The 17,712-nt window shown below is 58.7% G+C and carries 14 protein-coding genes; 6 read left to right on the plus strand and 8 right to left on the minus strand.

Annotation, left to right across the window (positions count from 1 at the left end):
• Positions 1–87 precede the first annotated feature (87 nt).
• A complete protein-coding gene (locus E9677_RS18455; protein WP_136559495.1) occupies positions 88–345 on the plus strand; it encodes a helix-turn-helix domain-containing protein in 258 nt (85 codons plus the stop codon).
• A 340-nt stretch (positions 346–685) separates the two neighbouring features.
• On the opposite strand, the gene E9677_RS18460 is transcribed toward E9677_RS18455, so the two are convergent.
• From E9677_RS18460 to E9677_RS18495, 8 genes are all read right to left on the minus strand, one after another.
• Entirely contained in the window at positions 686–1,987 is a 1,302-nt protein-coding gene (locus tag E9677_RS18460) for an HlyD family type I secretion periplasmic adaptor subunit (RefSeq protein ID WP_136559496.1), read from the minus strand.
• A complete protein-coding gene (locus E9677_RS18465; protein ID WP_328591177.1) occupies positions 1,984–3,699 on the minus strand; it encodes a type I secretion system permease/ATPase in 1,716 nt (571 codons plus the stop codon). The genes E9677_RS18460 and E9677_RS18465 overlap by 4 nt, the downstream gene beginning before the upstream one ends.
• Positions 3,700–3,704: 5 nt before the next feature.
• Positions 3,705–6,128 (minus strand): calcium-binding protein, encoded by a 2,424-nt coding sequence (locus E9677_RS18470; protein ID WP_136559497.1) that lies wholly within the window; start codon positions 6,126–6,128, stop codon positions 3,705–3,707.
• A 1,131-nt stretch (positions 6,129–7,259) separates the two neighbouring features.
• Positions 7,260–8,255 (minus strand): inositol 2-dehydrogenase, encoded by a 996-nt coding sequence (iolG, locus tag E9677_RS18475; RefSeq protein ID WP_136559498.1) that lies wholly within the window; start codon positions 8,253–8,255, stop codon positions 7,260–7,262.
• Between the two features lie 23 nt (positions 8,256–8,278).
• A complete protein-coding gene (locus E9677_RS18480) occupies positions 8,279–9,073 on the minus strand; it encodes a 3-methyl-2-oxobutanoate hydroxymethyltransferase (protein ID WP_136559499.1) in 795 nt (264 codons plus the stop codon).
• A gap of 25 nt (positions 9,074–9,098) precedes the next feature.
• Positions 9,099–10,319, minus strand: coding sequence for an NAD(P)/FAD-dependent oxidoreductase (locus E9677_RS18485; protein ID WP_136559500.1), 1,221 nt, complete (start codon positions 10,317–10,319; stop codon positions 9,099–9,101).
• 1 nt (position 10,320) lies between these two features.
• Positions 10,321–10,635, minus strand: coding sequence for a MocE family 2Fe-2S type ferredoxin (locus E9677_RS18490; RefSeq protein WP_136559501.1), 315 nt, complete (start codon positions 10,633–10,635; stop codon positions 10,321–10,323).
• Positions 10,636–10,678: 43 nt separating this feature from the next.
• Positions 10,679–11,770, minus strand: coding sequence for a fatty acid desaturase family protein (locus E9677_RS18495; protein WP_136559502.1), 1,092 nt, complete (start codon positions 11,768–11,770; stop codon positions 10,679–10,681).
• 161 nt (positions 11,771–11,931) lie between these two features.
• Here E9677_RS18495 and E9677_RS18500 point away from each other — a divergent pair, with 161 nt between their 5' ends.
• The 5 genes from E9677_RS18500 to E9677_RS18520 all read left to right on the plus strand — a co-directional run bounded on the left by E9677_RS18500 (position 11,932) and on the right by E9677_RS18520 (position 17,695).
• On the plus strand, positions 11,932–12,963 hold the full coding sequence (locus E9677_RS18500; RefSeq protein ID WP_136559503.1) for a LacI family DNA-binding transcriptional regulator: 1,032 nt from the start codon (positions 11,932–11,934) through the stop codon (positions 12,961–12,963).
• 159 nt (positions 12,964–13,122) lie between these two features.
• Positions 13,123–13,935 (plus strand): TIM barrel protein, encoded by an 813-nt coding sequence (locus E9677_RS18505; protein WP_136559504.1) that lies wholly within the window; start codon positions 13,123–13,125, stop codon positions 13,933–13,935.
• A 116-nt stretch (positions 13,936–14,051) separates the two neighbouring features.
• Positions 14,052–14,975, plus strand: a complete 924-nt coding sequence (locus E9677_RS18510; protein ID WP_136559505.1) for a sugar ABC transporter substrate-binding protein — start codon at positions 14,052–14,054, stop codon at positions 14,973–14,975.
• A gap of 63 nt (positions 14,976–15,038) precedes the next feature.
• Positions 15,039–16,592 carry a sugar ABC transporter ATP-binding protein gene (locus E9677_RS18515; protein ID WP_136559506.1) on the plus strand — a complete coding sequence of 518 codons (1,554 nt, stop codon included), beginning with the start codon at positions 15,039–15,041 and terminating at the stop codon, positions 16,590–16,592.
• 20 nt (positions 16,593–16,612) lie between these two features.
• Positions 16,613–17,695 (plus strand): ABC transporter permease, encoded by a 1,083-nt coding sequence (locus tag E9677_RS18520; RefSeq protein ID WP_136559507.1) that lies wholly within the window; start codon positions 16,613–16,615, stop codon positions 17,693–17,695.
• Positions 17,696–17,712 lie beyond the last annotated feature (17 nt).

Genomic DNA, 17,712 nt, shown 5'->3' on the forward strand with positions numbered 1-17,712 from the left:
TGGCTCCCGCAGAAAGAATACCCGATTTTGGGGTACTCGAAAAGAGGGTTCAATGTGCTTTGGTCACCAATCGAGCTTGGCCTTTGAATGTCTTCCTTCCACGCAATTGTTTACGGGCGACTGATTGATGCGTTGATAGTTGCTCGCAAGTCCGCAAACCTTACTCAAGCCGAGGTGGGGGAACGCATCGGCGCGCGCCAAACCTTTGTATCGAAAATAGAGCTAGGAGAGAGACGCCTGGACGTGGCGGAGTTTCTTAAGGTAAGCCGAGCCATTGGCGCAGATCCGCATCAGCTCATACGAGATGCAGAGTCCGACATACCCCCTCAAAACACAGACAGTTAATAGACATGCTATTTTTGGCGGGCTTCGGGTTCCAGGCTTACGCCGGGAATTCGCTAACCGTTCTTGCAGTTGATCGAAGTCGAACTGACAACCCCGTCATTTTTTTCATCAGTGCCTTGATAGGTATCGAACCTGCCCCCTGTTCGTCTTGACCCTCGAGTTAACTGTGACTGCAGGCACTTGGGATAGACAGCTCAACGGTGCGGCATATCGTTCAATTATGAAACTTGCAGCTTCGGCGACCAACAACCAGTTTACGGACCCAAGTGACTGCGGCCAGCTGCCATTGTCGGTGTGAACGGAATCGAACCTAAGCCACGCTCGGAACAGCGCGCAAAGCTCAGTCCTCAGTCATCGCCCTTGCTAACTGATCCGACAACGGCTTGAGCAGATAGGACATGGCCGTCCTTTCACCTGTCTTGACGAACACCTCCACTGGCATGCCTGAAAGCAAGGTTAGGTTTCCGAGCTTGGCCATCTCTTCGGCCGGGATTCGGATGCGGATCGAATACCAGGCCTCGCCAGTTTGCGGATTTGTGACGAGATCGGCAGCGACCGTTTCCACCTTGGCAAAAACCTCCGGCGTCGTGCGCTGGTTGAAGGCAGAAAAACGCAGGACGGCCTTCTGCCCCGGATGAACCTGATCGATATCGGCCGGCAGAATACGGGCTTCTACGACGAGGCTGTCATTGCTGGGCACGATCTGCATCACAGTTTCGCCCGGCGCGACCACGCCACCGATCGTGTGCACGGCAAGCTCATGCACGATCCCGTCCTGGGGCGAACGGATGTCCACTCGCTTCAACTCATCCTCAGCCGTGACCTGCTGCTCCTCGAGCTCCGCAAGCTTGTTGTCGACATCACGGAGCTCCGTGACGATCTCAGTCCTGCGATCCTGGTCCAGTTGAAGGATCTGCAATTCAGTCTCTGTGACCCGCGTCCCGGCCCGGGCGATCTCGGCGATCAGCTGGCCCCGCTCCCCGTCTAGCTGCGCTTTCAGCCGTTCCAGTTCTGCCAGCCGGTTGAACTGGATGAGCTGCTGGCCGCTGAGGCTGCGGACCCGCACGAGCTCCTGTTCGACCCAGGACAGTTCCTGCTCCTTCGCCTTCAACCGCACGGTGAGCCCATCAGTCTCCTGCCCAATCTGGTCGATCCTCTGTCGCAGCTGGCTCTGCTGGCTCTGAAGCGTCTCCCGACGCGCTGTAAACAGCGCCTCCTCGGCTCGGACATAACTCCCACCATCTTCCGTTTCGCTCATATCAGACAAGGCCATGGCTGCAAGCCCATCACGCTCAGCGACAAGCCGCAGCCTTCGGCCGGACAGTTGATCGACCTGCTTGGTGACAATGGCAAGGTTGGCACGCGTGATCGTATCATCCATCCGGATCAGCAGGTCACCGACCGCAACTCGAGCACCGTTGCGAACGAGGATCTCGCCGACAATGCCGCCTGTCCGGTGCTGGATCTTTTTGACATTGCCATCCACCACCACGACACCGTGACCTATCACGGCCCCGGAAAGCTTCACCGTTGCAGCCCAACCACCGAAGCCCATCACCAGGATCAGAATGGTCACGAAGGCCAGGAGCGAATAGTTGCGGATCGAACGCGCGATCGGCGTCATGCTTTGTCTGTCTGTCATTTCTCGCCCACCGCCCGCATGGTCGTCTTGCGCAGCACCTCGTCTCGAGGGCCAAAGGTGACCATCGCGCCTTGCGCCACCACCAGAACCTGATCGACCGCCGCCAGCGCGCTCGGTCGATGCGCAATGACAATGACGATTGATCCCGCTTCCCGCAGTGCCAGCATAGCATTTGTCAGCGCTGTCTCGCCCTCCGCGTCAAGGCTCGCATTAGGCTCGTCGAGCACGATGAGGAACGGCTTGCCAAACAGCGCTCTCGCAAGCCCGACCCTCTGCCGCTGGCCGGCTGACAGGATCGCGCCACTTGCGCCAATCCGCGTGTCGTAGCCCTCCGGCATCGAGAGGATGAGATCATGCACGCCGGCAAGCTTTGCCGCCTCGATGATCTGGTTTGGGTGTGCGTCCACAGAAAACCGGCAGATGTTCTCGGCGATCGTGCCGTCGAACAGTTCGACACCCTGCGGCAGATAACCGATGGAAGGCCCGAGCGCCTCTGGATCCCATTGGTCGAGCTCAGCACCGTCCAACCGCACACTGCCTCTTGCCGGCGGCCAGATACCGACCAGCGCCCGTGCGAGCGAGGACTTCCCAGACCCACTCGGCCCGATGATGCCGACACCCTGGCCCGCACTGACGCTGAAACTGATATCCCGGATGATAGGCGTATTGGCGCCTGGCGCCACGACAGTCAGAGCCGCGACTGTGAAAGATGCCGCCGGTTTCGGTAGTGCCATGCGGGGACCATCCTCGTGGAACTGCTCCAGAAGCTTGTACAGTCGATCCCGCGCCTGCCTTGCATTGACGAAGCCCCGCCACTGGCCAATTGCCTGTTCGATCGGGGCCAGCGCTCGTGCGGTTAGGATCGAGGCTGCTATCATCGCGCCCGGAGAAGCCATCCCGTTGATCGCAAGCCAGGCGCCGAGTGCAAGAACGGCCGATTGAAGGGCCAACCGGAAGATCTTCGACGTGGTTGAGAAGCTGCTGGTCGCATCGCCGGTGCGCTGCTGCTCGGCCAGGTACTCTGCATTCGCCTCGCGCCAGCGCGAGGTATAGGCACCTCGCATGCCCATCGCTTGCAACGCCTCAGCGTTTCGCCGTCCAGCCTCAAGGAATTCTGCTCGCGCCGCTGAAAACTGCGCAATGCGCCGCATCGGATCACGCAAGAGGATTTCGCTGATGATCGTGAGCGCAATCAGAACCACCGCACCGGCAATCGCGAGCCAGCCCAGCAGAGGATGGAAGAGGAAAAGGATGCCGACGTAGAGCGGCAACCAGGGCATGTCGCAAATCGCGACTGGCCCTGGTCCGCCCATGAATTGCCGGATCTGTTCGAGATCGCGGATCGGCTGCGATACAGCTTCCTTGCGCGACATCCTAAGCGGCAGCACCATCACCGAGCGGAAGGTGGCATCGCCGAGATCCTCCTCAATCCGCTGCCCAACGCGCGTCAGGATCCGGGATCGCAGAAGTTCTAGAATGCCGAGGAACAGGTAGAGACCCACTGCCAGCAGCGACAGCGCAACGAGCGTGGGCACGCTTCGGCTCGCAAGCACCCGGTCATAGACTTGCATCATGAACAAGGGACCGGTCAGCATCAGCACGTTGGTTACCGCGCTCACGACAGCTACAGTTAGAAACGTCGACCGCACCTGGTTCAACGCAGCGGCGACCAATGGCCGCCGCTGCTCAGTGTTCAGAGATTTCATCGACATTCAGGTTATGCCACAAACCGGAAGTCATCCTGATGCAGCGACGTCAGCGCTACGTTACTCAAGGTAATGACGTTGTCGACATCGTATGTGATGAGGGTATCGGATCCCACTTGGTTCGAAGCGGCCAGCACCTCAGCGAAATTGCTGAAAAGTGCGTTTTGGAACTCGATCACATCTTCAGAGGAGGCGCCGGCCTGAAAATCAACGACAGTGTCTTGGCCAAAATTGGCTCTGAAGACAAAGACATCATCACCGAGGCCACCACTCAACTCATCGGCGCCTGCGCCGCCGATCAAAGTGTCGTCCCCTTCGTCGCCAAACAGGGTGTCCGCACCCGCTTCACCATCGATGACGTTGGCCGCCGATGTCCCCCAGATCGTATTATCTCCAGCCCCAGCTCTCACATTTTCGAAGGAACCCTGTGCTAGCGCGTACTGGAAGTTGTTAGAACCTGTGTAGACCAGAGTATCGATGCCGTCACCTCCGCTGAACCAGGTATCCTCAGCATCAGCATGTATTTCATCGTTGCCATCGCCACCCATCAGCGAATCAGCACCCTCACCACCAATGATTAGGTCGTTGCCGCCATAACCAAAGAGTGTGTCATCACCACCTTCACCCAGCATAACGTTATCCTGGTCGGTGCCCCAGACGATGTTGCTGCCGGTACCGGCCCGTATGTTTTCAAACTCCCCTTGTTCCAACGACAAATCGCGGTTGTCTTCGCCGTGATAAAAGAGAGTGTCAGTCCCAGCGCCTCCGCTAAACCATACATCGTCGGCGTCCGCATGAATCTCGTCGTCACCCTCGCCGCCCATAAGCGAATCCGCTCCGGCGCCCCCGATGATGACATCGTTGCCGCCGTAGCCGAACAATGTGTCGTCACCAGATCCGCCGTCTATGATGTTATCTGCTTCAGTGCCCCAGATCGTGTCGTCGCCGGAACCTGATCTTACGTTTTCGAAGTCGCCCTGCGCCAGGGAGTACGCGAGAGCACTCGTCCCGGCGAAAAATAGTGTGTCTATGCCTGCGCCGCCGCTAAACCAAATATCCTGTTCGTCCGCATAAATTTCGTCGTCCCCGTCGCCGCCTGAAAGGGAGTCCGCCCCTGCCCCGCCAAACAGCTTGTCGTTACCCGCGTCTCCCACAATGGTATCGTCACCACCTCGGCCGTATAAAACGTCGTCTCCAATCGAGCCCGTGATGATGTCTCCATCGGGTGTGCCCTCCGCAGCCCTCACTCCCGACGAAGCGCCGACCAGCTCCACGATTGGCCCAGATATCTGCAGGCCAAAAATTGGCTCCAGGAACAACGAGGAAAAATTGTAGAAGAACACCAGTACCTTGATTACATCACCAACGAACTCGTCGAAATATTCGTCTTCGATTGCGGAAAGGCTGAATGTGCCGAAATCTGCAACAAACACCTCCCGATCGCCATACTGATATCCGTCGCTCGTGAGCGTATAGGAGTCGAACACATAGTCCTGCTGAAAGTCACCGTTCACGTATGTCGAGACGGTGACCGTATCCTCCAGCTGCTCAAAATCGCGGATGATATCATACGACCCACGCGAGCCTTCATTGAAGACTAGGTCCTCAACGTCGTCATTCCAGGTCATGAGAACTTCACCAGACCCGCTCACCGTGTTCTTGCCAAGGAATATTTCGTCTTTGCCCTGCCCCGAGGTTATATAGTCACCTGCCTCGTCGTAGGGAGCGATAAGAAATGAGGCGTAAATTGTGTCGTCGCCCATTCCACCAACAATCCGGTCCGTCCCAGCGCCCCCGGCGATCAGATCGTCATTGTTGCCTCCTCGCAGAAAGTCATTTCCGTCCGTTCCAGCGAAATTAACGCTGAGACCATCCTCAGAGAGCGTTCCGCTTTCGATGACAGACATTAGGACGTTAGTTGCCACTCCAGGAAATCGCTGAACATCTTCAGGCATCACCTGAAAGATGTAATCACCGACGTTGATGCCGGCTGCATAAAGAGCTGATGTAACAAAGCTGTTGCTATTTTGGGCCGGTATGTAGTCGTAGTCTACGTTCGACCCGATAGAAGACATGCTCTGAAAAATGCTGTTAAGGACCGCCCAGAGTTGCTCGGCGGTTTGCCCCTCGCCGGGACTAATCTCGACACGAGCGTACCTAGCTTCATCGGTGGGGACCCCATCTAACCCAACATAGTCTGCGTCATCAGGTGCCTCTCCGTGGTTCGCACGCGAGGTGTATTGCCAGTTCCCACCCGAAACATCTCCGATACCGTAAAGCTCTCTCCACCCAGGAGCTTGAACCTCAATTTCCTCAAATACACCGGCGTCATTCAGATAAATGATTTGTAAGTGCCCCGAGTCCTCAAGCTGTGAAGGTGTCAAGTAACTTTCGCTTGCCGTGACGAAATTTGCGGCTAGAAATACTTTTCCCATTTTCCTCTCCCATAAAAAATTGCCACTACTTTGTTTCCAGACGGTAGGTTACAATTACCTTCTGGGGCCTAAATCGACTTGAGTTAGAAAATTCAAGGCGAATCCGAAGCAACCAGTCGCCTGAACCACGTAGGGCAACGACCTGATCCAGTGGGTTTAAAACTTCGAGAGCCCACGGCGATAGCGGCCCAAAGTATTGAGCGGCGCTCGCATACCCTGAAAAGACGCGCCAGCCCTCGACAACTCTGATTCCGGAATGAAATTCCCCGGCGGCGGTTCGGAAACCGTGCTGAGACAGAAACGTCTCGAACAATTTCGCATCACCCAATTCGATCGCCACGCTGAAGAAGCAAACCTCGGCCTGCTTCTCACTTCGAATTGATCCCCAATCAACCAGAACAGCCTGCTTGCCGTCAATTTCATAGCAAGGATCCGGCAGTATTTTCTGACGAGCATTGGCTTCATCGTCAGCGAATACATCGAACCCTGCAGGGGTACTGCCTACCTGAGTTGAGAGAAGGTAAGTCCGCTGCGAGCGAGAAGCCACTTGGCTAGATATAGCAGAATTAGGCCCTGTATAGAATATGAAGACCAGCGTGCCTACTAGCCGGACCGATAGGCGAATCTGGGATCGTCTCCGAAGGCCTGAAGGCCGCAAGCAAGAAGGATAAGGTTGGCAATTTGTCTTCATGCATGCCCCCACACCTCAAAATGCAACCATTAACGGCACATATGAGATCCAGCAACCTATACTTCTTGCAGGTTCAAAAATGGGGTCTTGTAGGTGAAGTTGCGTAAGCAATGGAGCTGCAAAGGGGCGGCAGTCGTTCTGAGTAAAAGGAGCTTGTGGATGTAGCTGAGGTAGCTAACGCCCGCGGACAGAGCTTGCGGAGCTCAGAGTTTTAGCACCAGGCAGTTGAAGGGATATGAACCAAAGACCGTCCATGACGTCGGATGGATGCCGGCAGAAAAACTAGCTAGATCATGCATCTGGTTCATTTGGGGTGTCCGGAAAGGGGCCGAAAGCGGACTGTCCGCTCTTAGGGCGGACACCAAAGAAGCGGAAGTCCGACCGCGAGTGTCTGGCCCCCTTTGGGCAGGGCCAGAACCACGAGTGCATTACAAGCGGCTTTACGCGAAGATTATACGTCGACCGGTCCGAACGCTTTCAAGTGCCGCGTCGGCGAGTTCAAGTGCAAGCAGGCCATCTTCGCCACTGGGCGAGATTGGAGCACCGCTTTCAATTGCTGCAATGAAGCCAGCGATCTCATTAGCATAGGCCTCGGTGTATCTGGTCATGAAGAAGTCGTGGAGCGGCGGGCGGGTATAGCCGTCGGCCGTCGCGACCTCGATTGAGATGGGTCGCTGGTTTTCCGCAGAGGCAGAACCTTTCGAGCCATGGACTTCGATGCGCTGGTCGTAGCCGTAAGTGGCGCGACGGGAATTGGAGATCACCGCCTGGCGACCCGTTGGCGTTTCGAGGATGACGGTCACGCTGTCAAAGTCGCCGGCGGTCCCGATCTCTGGATCGACGAGGACAGCGGCGTGGGCGGAAACGGACGAGATCGCCTCGCCGTCCAGCAGGAACCGAGCCATGTCGAAATCGTGGATTGTCATGTCGCGGAAGATCCCGCCGGAGCGGGCGATATAGTCGAGCGGCGGCGGACCGGGATCGCGCGAGGTGATCGTGATCATCTCGACCTTACCGATGCGGCCATCATCGATCGTCTGTTTGACTGCCATGAAATGCGGATCGAAGCGTCGGTTGAAGCCGACCATCAGTTTGGCCTTCGTCTGCTTGACCACATCGATGCAGGCTTTGACCCTGACAACGTCGAGATCGACGGGCTTCTCGCAGAAGATCGCTTTGCCGGCCCGAGCAAAGCGCTCGATCAGGTCGGCATGGGTATCTGTCGGTGTGCAGATGATGACCGCATGAATGTCGCGGGCTGCTTCGATGTCATCGATCGTGCGAACCTCGGCACCGTATTGAGCGGCGATCGATTGGGCGGCCGCCGGAAATGCATCGGCGACTGCGACCAGCTTCGCGTCAGGATTGTTACTTACAGCCTTGGCGTGCGCGCGGCCGATCCGGCCCGCACCGAGTAGAGCGAAATTCACTGTCATCGTCTCGTCTCCTATCGACTCGATCAGCCGTTGATCATGGTTGTGAAGCGAGCAAGCTCGTCCGCTGGCACACCGACATTCTGTCGATCCGCCGGATAGGCGCCGCTTTCGACGTCCTGGCGGAACTCCCGGAAGGCGGCGATCCGCTCTTGCTGAAGGCGGTCATATTCGGCCGCGAAGTTGCGGTAGTTCTTGGCGTGGCGGGGAACGTGGCCACGGGTCTGACCGAGCACGTCGTCAGCAAAGAGGTACTGCGCGTCACAGCCGGCGCCCGCGCCCATCGAGATCATGAAGAGTGAGGTCTTCGCGCTGATGAGTGCGGCGACCTCAGCGGGGACAACTTCGATCTCTGCGGCGAAAGCACCAGCTTCTTCCAGTGCTTGCACCGCCATCCAGATGGACAGTGCGCTGTCGGCCGTCTTGCCGACGGCCCTGAAGCCGCCGGTCCATGTGGCCTTGGAAGGGATGAGACCGACATGGCTGCAGACCGGAATCCCTTCGTCGCGTAGCCTGCGAATGATGCCGAGACTGGCCGCGCAATAGACGGCGTCACCACCTGCCCGCATCGCCTGGAAGGCAGCCCGGAGATACTCTTCCGCCGTGACGAAGTCGCCATATTCCAGGCCGGGAACAGCAAAGACTGTGGGCGCCGCTTCACGGAAGGCAGGGCCGAGCAAGGCCGGGGGGACGGAGACCATTTCGATGCCGGCCTTCTCGGCGGCCTCGGCCTCCTCGAGTGTGACGACACGCAGCATGCTCAATTGCCGCTTGCCCTTGAGCGCCAGGATATCGGCGACGGTGGGACGGTTGGATTTCATCGGATCTTCCTCTGGCGCCTTGCGCCTACAAAAGGGATTTCAGTTTGACGGAGGGGTCGGCAAGCGCTGAAGGATCCGGATGTGCCCGCCTTGCAACCAGCATTTCCGCGAGGCGAATGTCGCGCGCGACCGCTCCGCCGGGCCCAAGGCCGCTCGCCGCCAGGAGGCGTCCGTCGGCATCGAGATGGAAGAGGATTTCGGCCTCGGTCGAAACCGAGCGTGAGACCGTTGCTGTCGCGCCGTCCGACAGCCCGGCCACCTGCAGCGTCAGGTCGTATTGATCCGACCAGAACCACGGAACAGCATCGAAGGCCTCTGCCTTGCCCAGCATGTTGGCGGCCGCGACATTGCCCTGTTCCTGGGCATTGCGCCAGGATTCGAGCCGCACCCGCCGCCCTCCATAGACTGCGACCGGATAGGAACAGCAGTCGCCTGCGGCGAAGATGTCGGGATCGCTCGTCCGGAGACGGTCATCGACCGCTATGCCGTTTTCGAGAGCGAGCCCCGCCCCTGCCGCAAGCATCGTGTTGGGCTCGGCGCCGATACCGACCACGAGCGCATCCGCGGCGATCCGGCGGCCGTCGGCGAGTGCGATGCTGACTAATGTATCGTTCTCGGTGATGGTCTCGATGCCCACGCCGCAGATGATGTTCACACCCTCCGCTTGATGACGCGTCTGCAGCGCGAGCGCCAATGGCTCGGGCACACCGCGCATCAGGACCCGCGGCTGGACCTCGATCAGTGTCACCGTGGCTCCGAGTGCGCGCCCCATGGCTGCAAGCTCCAGGCCGATGAAGCCGCCGCCGAGAATGGCCAAGTGACGGCCGTGTCGCATGACCTCGCGAATGGCGGCTGCCTGCTCGACGGTTCTCAGAACATGGACGCGCGTCCCACACTCCAATCCTGGCAGCCGACGCGGCGAGGCGCCTGTTGCCAGGAGAAGACGCTCATAGGGAAGCGAATCCCCGTCGCCGAGTGCAAGCGTGTGGCCAGCCGTATCGATGGCCGTGACCTTGCGCCCCCGAAACAGGGTAATGCCGGCCTCTGCAAATCGGGCCTCGGCAACAATCGGCCGTACGCTTTCGGCCTCTGCACCCGTCTTCGACAAGGGCGGCCGCTCATAGGGCAGATGGGGTTCATCCCCGATCAAGGTGACGGTTCCCTGATATCCCTGCTCGCGCAGAGCAAAGCCAGCGCGCACGCCCGCCTCGCCCGCCCCGACGATCACCATGCCGGAAGAGCCCATCTCAGCCGACCTGAATGAAGACGCGGCCGCCTTCGACCTTGACCGGATAGGTCTTCAGGTTGACGCAGACAGGAGCCCCCTTGGCCTCGCCCGTCTTGTAGTTGAAGCGGCCATTGTGTTTCGGACATTCGATGATGTCGTCCATGACGAGACCGTCTGCCAGATGCACGTTTTCATGGGTGCAGTGGCCAGCCGTCGCATGGTAACTATCCTCCGGGCTTCGATAGATGGCGAAGCTCTTGCCGTCGTGATCGAAGCGGATGACATCCTCTTCGTCGATCTCATGTCTGTCGCAGACGTCGATCCAGGTGCTCATCGGGTTCTCCTCCCCAAATTTTTGGTTGTCTCGGCAACCGGCGTTACTCCGCCGCCGGTGCCATGGCTTCGCTGTGGAAATCTTCACGGTAAGGCTTGGCCGTCATGGGCAGTTCGCGCCTGAGGAAATAGTCCTCGTTACGGAGCTGGCGCAGGAAGGCCGGGATCATCTCGCGGTAGCCGTCGAGGATCGACGGGTTTGGTGCAGGAAGATCGTCCTTGATCATCGCGTGCAGTTTCGGCAGCGCATGATACGGCACCATCGGGAACATGTGGTGCTCGACGTGATAGTTCATGTTCCAGTAAATGAACCGGCTGATCGGGTTCATGTAGACAGTGCGGCTGTTCAGACGGTGGTCGATCACATTGTCAGCAAGACCACCATGCTGCAGGAGCCCGGTCATGACATGGTGCCAGGCACCATAGAGGCGCGGCAAGCCAACCAGCATCAGCGGCAGGATCGAACCGAGGTAAACCGCGAGCGCCACCGTCGCCACGTAGATCGCAAGCCAGATGCGAGCTGCAAAGATGGCCTTGGGCTGCTCGGTCTCCGGCACGAAAGTCTTTTCTTCGGCGCTGATGATGCCGAAGGCATTGCGCACCATGTCGACCATTGCGTACCAGGCGTCCAAGAGACCAAAAAAGTTGAGTACGAGGCGCAGAAGATCCGGGGGGCGCATGACCGCAATTTCTGGATCACGACCGACGATGACAGTGTCCGTGTGATGGCGCGTATGGCTCCAGCGCCAAGTAACCGGGTTGCGCATGATCATGAAGCAGGCGATCTGATAGACGACCGTGTTCATCCACATGGTCTTGAAGGCCGTGCCGTGGCTGCATTCATGCCAACGGCTATCGGATGCGGACCCGTAGAGCACTCCGTAGGCAAGGAAGAACGGGATCGCCCAGAGACTGCCCCAGAAGTAGATGCCGAAGCCCGCGAACACGATCATCGACCCCAGCCAGATCGCCGTATCGCGAATGGCCGGTCCATCCTCCCGTTTCATCAGCTCTTTCATCTGCTTGCGCGGAACGTCCGTGTGGTACCACTCGGCCGCCGAAAGGCCGTTCGCCACGGCGGCCTGGGCGTCGCGTCCCAGCAGACTGTAATCTCTCTTGCTCGCTAGCCGCGCCACGATATCCTCCTGCCTGTCCGGTTCTCGCCGGAACAATTCGTTTGACGAATGCCAGAAGGAATATCGCGGATTTCATTCTGCTCAATGGGGCCTTGATATATTCTATCATTTCACATCATACTGACGCTGATTAATGATGGAATGACATCAAGAGAGAGCTTATGGCATCGCGCCCCACTATTGCCGACCTGGCCAAGGCAGCCAATGTCAGTGTCGCCACCGTCGACCGTGTTCTGAATGGACGCCACAAGGTACGGGAGGACACGGCAAGACGCGTCTATGATGCGGCCAACGAGATAGGTTTTCATGCCGTCGGCCTGCTGAGACAACGGGTCTTTGAAGGCTTGCCACAATACAAGCTGGGCTTCGTGCTGCAGAAGCCCGACCATCACTTCTATCAGGCCTTTGCGCGCGAGATCGAGAACGCGGTCCAGAACCATCCCGGGATCCGTGGCAATGCGCATATCGACTTCTGCACATCGCAGACGCCATCAGAACTGGCCGACAAATTGCGGGAGATCGGCGGGCGGAACCAGGCCGTGGCGATGACCGCTCCCGATTATCCAGCGTTGTCCGTTGCAGTCGAAGAAATGAAGGCGAAGGGCGTCCCCGTCTTCTCGCTGCTGTCGGATTTCGCCTCCGGCATTCGCGAAGGCTATGTCGGCCTCAACAATCGCAAAGCCGGGCGCACCGCAGCATGGATGATCGCAAAGACGGCGAAAAAGCCAGGAAAGGTGGCGGTTTTCGTCGGCAGCCATCGCTTTCATGGTCACGAATTGCGCGAGATCGGCTTCCGCTCCTATTTCCGCGAACATGCGCCGGACTTTGAGGTTCTCGACACTTTGGTGAACCTTGAGACGGTTCAGATCACCCATGAAGCAACCCTCGACCTTTTGCTCCGCCACCCCGACCTGGTCGGCTTCTATGTGGCCGGCGGCGGCATGGAAGGCGCGATCACGGCCATTCGCGAGGAGAAACTCGGCGGCAAGCACATCGTCGTCGTTAATGAACTCACGCCGATTTCGAGGGCCGCCCTGGCAGACGAGGTCGTGACCATGGCGATTGCCACGCCGCTGGCAAACCTTTGCCGGGAGCTGGTGCAATTGATGGTGGCCGCAGTGGATGACGGCCCAGCAACTGCACCAGGCCAGACATTTCTGCCGCTGGAGCTCTATGTTCCAGAGAACATCTGATGCCGAGGATGTAATTCCATCATTCTAATTCTCAAATTCTATCATGAATGACATAGAATCGCGTCATTTCCTCTTTGACGAACGTCATGAAACCTGATGATTTCGAAGTCAGCGAGCGGAGGAGGACAAGCTTGCTCGCTAGCACATCGGGAGAATTTCATGACTGCGCCCACTTTCGCGCTCAACCACATGGTTGCGCCACAGATACCGCTTGGTGCTTTTTTCAAGCTCGGCAAAACTCTTGGCATCAACCAGTTCGAGATCCGCAATGATCTCACGGACAACGCCATTCTAGACGGAACTTCCCCTCACCAGGTCCGCGAGCTTGCGGCAGGAGAAGGCGCGGAAATCATTTCCATCAACGCCCTTCAGCGGTTCAACGAATGGACGCCAGCGCGTGAGGAAGAAGCGCGAAGCCTTGCGACCTATGCAGCCGCATGCGGGGCAAAAGCCCTCGTGCTGGTGCCCGTGAATGATGGCTCCGGCAAGCTCGAAGGCGAGCGCCAGGGCAATCTTCGTGTTGCACTCAAGGGGCTGAAGCCGATCCTTGAGCAGGCGGGCATCATCGGCCTCGTCGAGCCGCTGGGCTTTCAGATCTGTTCATTGCGCTCCAAGAAGGAAGCCGTCGATGCGATCCAGGCGATCAACGGTACCGACCGCTTCAAGCTGGTGCATGACACCTTCCATCACGTTCTCGCTGGCGAGCCGGACGTGTTTCCGGCGATGACGGGCCTCGTCCACATCTCCGGGGTGGACGACAGCCAAGTGAGTGTCGACGATATGCGCGATCCGCACCGGGTCATGGTGACCGCTGGGGATCGCCTCGCCAATGTGGCGCAAATTCGGGCCCTGCTCGCTCATGGCTATGCAGGCCCCTTCTCTTTCGAGCCTTTCTCGCCCGCTGTTCATGCCACGACCGATGTGGTCGGCCTTGTCAAAGGCAGCATGGATTTCATCCGCGAGACGCTCTGACCAGATCCCTACCCGCCCAGGAGGAGTTGGGCGTGTGGGCGAATTGCCTCCTGGGGAGGAGGCGTGCCGGCTTTCAGGGGTGTTGCCGGGCACCGCACAACATGTGGAGGATTACAATGAAGAAGATCGTGGCAGGAGCCCTTCTGGGCGTGCTGATGGCATCCAGCGCAATGGCTGGCAATATCGGCGTCTCGATGGCGAACTCCGATACCTTTCTGACGGTGCTGCGCAAGGGCATCGAGAAGGCGGCAGGCGATGCCAGCCAGCCCGTTCAGATCGAGATTGCCGACGACGACGTGCAGAAGCAGCTTTCGCAGATCCAGAACTTCATCGCATCTAAGGTCGATGCGATCATCGTCAACGCCGTCGATACCTCGGCAACCGCCCCGATGACCAAGCTTGCCATCGATGCCGGAATCCCGATCGTCTACGTGAACCGCCAGCCGGCAGACGTGGACGCGCTCGGTGACAAGGGTGCTTTCGTCGCTTCCAACGAAGTCGAGTCCGGCACCCTCCAGACCCAGGAAATCTGCAAGATCCTCGGCGGCAAGGGCGACATTCTCGTGATGGTCGGCGATCTGGCCAACCAGGCAGCCGTCCAGCGCACGAAGGACATCCACGATGTGATCGCGACGCCTGAATGCGCGGGCCTGAAGATCCTTGATGAACAGACCGCCGCCTGGGATCCGGTCAAGGCTCAGGATCTGATGACCAACTGGATTGCCGCCGGGCACAAGCCGGCTGCCGTCATCGCCAACAATGACAACATGGCCATCGGCGCGATCAATGCCATGAAGTCGGCTGGTTGGGACATGAAGGATGTCGTCGTCGGCGGCATCGACGCGACCCAGGAAGCGCTCGCCTACATGAAGGCCGGCGACCTCGACGTTACCGTCTTCCAGGACGCCTTCGGTCAGGGAGCAGGCGCTGTGGATGCAGCCGTCAAGCTCGCCAAGGGTGAGAAGGTCGACGCCAAGGTCTGGATCCCCTTCCAGCTCGTCACGCCTGAAAACATGGATCAGTTCGTCACCAAGAACTGATGCTACGATAAACAGGCCTGCCGCCAGAACGGCGGCGGGCCTGTCATTCGGGGAGGAGCCGACATGGCACGATCACAGGCAGTGAGCCCGCAAACCATGCAGGCCGTCAGACAGAGCGGAGCCGTACCGCAGAGCGAATACCTGCTTGAGGTCTCGGATGTGCGGAAGGAATTTCCAGGCGTCGTCGCGCTCGACGATGTCCAGTTGAAACTCCGCCGCGGAACCGTTCATGCGCTGATGGGTGAAAACGGCGCTGGCAAGTCGACCTTGATGAAAATTCTCGCCGGCATCTACACGCCGGACAGCGGCAGCTTCAAGCTGCGCGGCATAGACATTCGCCTCAAGAACCCGCTCGATGCCCTGCAAAACGGGATCGCGATGATCCATCAGGAACTGAACCTGATGGCGCCGATGACGGTTTCGGAAAATATCTGGATCGGGCGCGAGCCGCTGACGCGCTTCGGGCTGATCGACCATGCCGAGATGAACCGCCGCACGGCAGCGCTATTCGAGCGTCTTGGCATCGACATCGAGCCCGAGATCAAGGTCGGCAAGCTCAGCGTCGCCAGTCGCCAGATGGTCGAAATCGCGAAGGCAGTCTCCTTCAATTCCGACGTCCTGATCATGGACGAGCCCACCTCTGCGCTCACAGAGACGGAGGTCGACCACCTCTTCCGGATCATCCGTTCACTGCGCGAGGACGGAAAGGGCATCATCTACATCACGCACAAGATGAACGAGCTCTTCGAGATTGCCGACGAGTTCTCCGTGTTTCGCGACGGCAAATACATTGCGACCTGCAATTCCGCCGACGTGACGCGCGATGACATCATCCGGATGATGGTGGGACGCGAGATCACCCAGATGTTCCCGAAGGAGCCCGCCCAGATCGGGGATGTCGTCCTGTCCGCAAAAGGCCTGACATTGAACGGCGTCTTCCGCGACGTGTCGTTCGACCTGCGCGCGGGCGAAATCCTCGGCTTTGCAGGACTTGTCGGTTCGGGCCGCTCGAATGTGGCGGAAACCATCTTCGGCGTCACGCCCGCCGATGCAGGCACAATCGAGCTGTTCGGGAAGCGAGTAGACGTCTCGTCGCCATCCATCGCGATGGCTCACGGCATGGCTTTTCTGACTGAAGACCGCAAGGAAACCGGGTGTTTCCTGTTGCTCGATATTCAGGAAAACGCCCAGATGGCGGTTCTTCAGCAGCGCTACGTCAATCTCGGCTTCGTCCAGCAGGAGAAGCTCAACAGAGCGGCAGCCGAGATGGCCAACAGGCTGCGCGTGCGCACGCCGGATATGAACGAGCCGATCATCAATCTCTCCGGCGGCAATCAGCAGAAGGTTTTGATCTGTCGGTGGCTGATGACCAATCCAAAGATCCTGATCCTCGATGAACCGACCCGCGGCATCGATGTGGGCGCCAAGGCCGAGATCCATCGCCTGATCTCACAGCTCGCAGGCCAGGGTGTGGCGATCATCATGATCTCATCGGAAATGCCCGAAGTGCTCGGCATGAGCGACCGTATCGTCGTGCTGCATGGGGGCCGGGTCACGGGGATCCTGGACCGGGCGGAAGCCGATCAAGTCAAGATAATGGAGCTGGCGTCGCGTTGACGACCGGCGGGGAGGAAATCATGTCAGATGCCACCAACGAACTGGGCGAGACGTCCAAGACGGGCCTCAAAAAGGTCCGACGGCTGCCACCTGAAGTCTCGATCCTGGCCGTCCTGATCGGGATCGCCCTCGTTTTCGAAGTCATCGGCTGGTATGTTGTCGGCGAGAGCTTCCTCGGCAACAAGCAGCGCCTGTCGATCATCGTGCTGCAGGTCGCGGTCACCGGCATCATCGCTGTCGGGGTCACCCAGGTGATCATCACAGGCGGCATCGATCTGTCGTCAGGATCGATGGTGGGCTTCATCGCCATGGTCGTAGCGAGTTTCGCCCAAACATCGATGAACGCGCGAGCCGTGTTTCTGCAACCCGAATACGCCGCCTTCGGCATGGACTGGTTTATCGATTCAAGCCCGTTATGGCCGCTTCTGGCCGGCATCCTGCTCGGCGCGTTGCTCGGCTACATCAACGGTCTCATTATTGCAAAGACTGGTATTCCGCCATTCATCGCCACGCTTGGCATGATGGTGACTGCACGTGGCCTCGCCAAATGGTACACCGAGGGGCAACCTGTCGCTCTGCTCAACGAGAACTTCACCTGGCTGGGACAGAGCTTCGATCTCTGGGGCTTTCCGGTGCCACGCACGGTGATCGTCTTCTTCATCGTGGCCACGATCTGCCATGTCGCGCTCTGCTACACCCGCTACGGCAAGTTCACTTATGCCATTGGCGCGAACCCGCAGGCGGCCCGCGTCTCCGGCATCGACATCGGCAAGCATCTCATCAAGGTCTATGCTGTTGCGGGTTTGCTATCGGGTCTTGCGGGGGTGATGCTGGCAGCGCGAGCACAATCCGGTCAACCAAACATGGGCATTTCGTTCGAGCTCGACGCGATCGCCGCAGCCGTCATCGGCGGCACCTCGCTGACGGGCGGCATTGGCCGCATCACGGGAACTGTCATTGGCACCATCATTCTCGGTGTTGTCACGTCCGGGTTCACCTTCCTCAAGGTCGGCGCTTACTATCAGGAGATCGTCAAGGGTGCGATCATCGTCGCGGCCGTCGTCATCGACGTACACCGCCAGAAGAAGAAATCCCGCGCCTGAACCTCCTCCCGGGCGAC

Origin of the sequence: Peteryoungia rhizophila, from assembly GCF_004912145.1 — a bacterium.
In the GTDB taxonomy this organism is placed as follows: Bacteria; Pseudomonadota; Alphaproteobacteria; order Rhizobiales; family Rhizobiaceae; genus Allorhizobium; species Allorhizobium rhizophilum.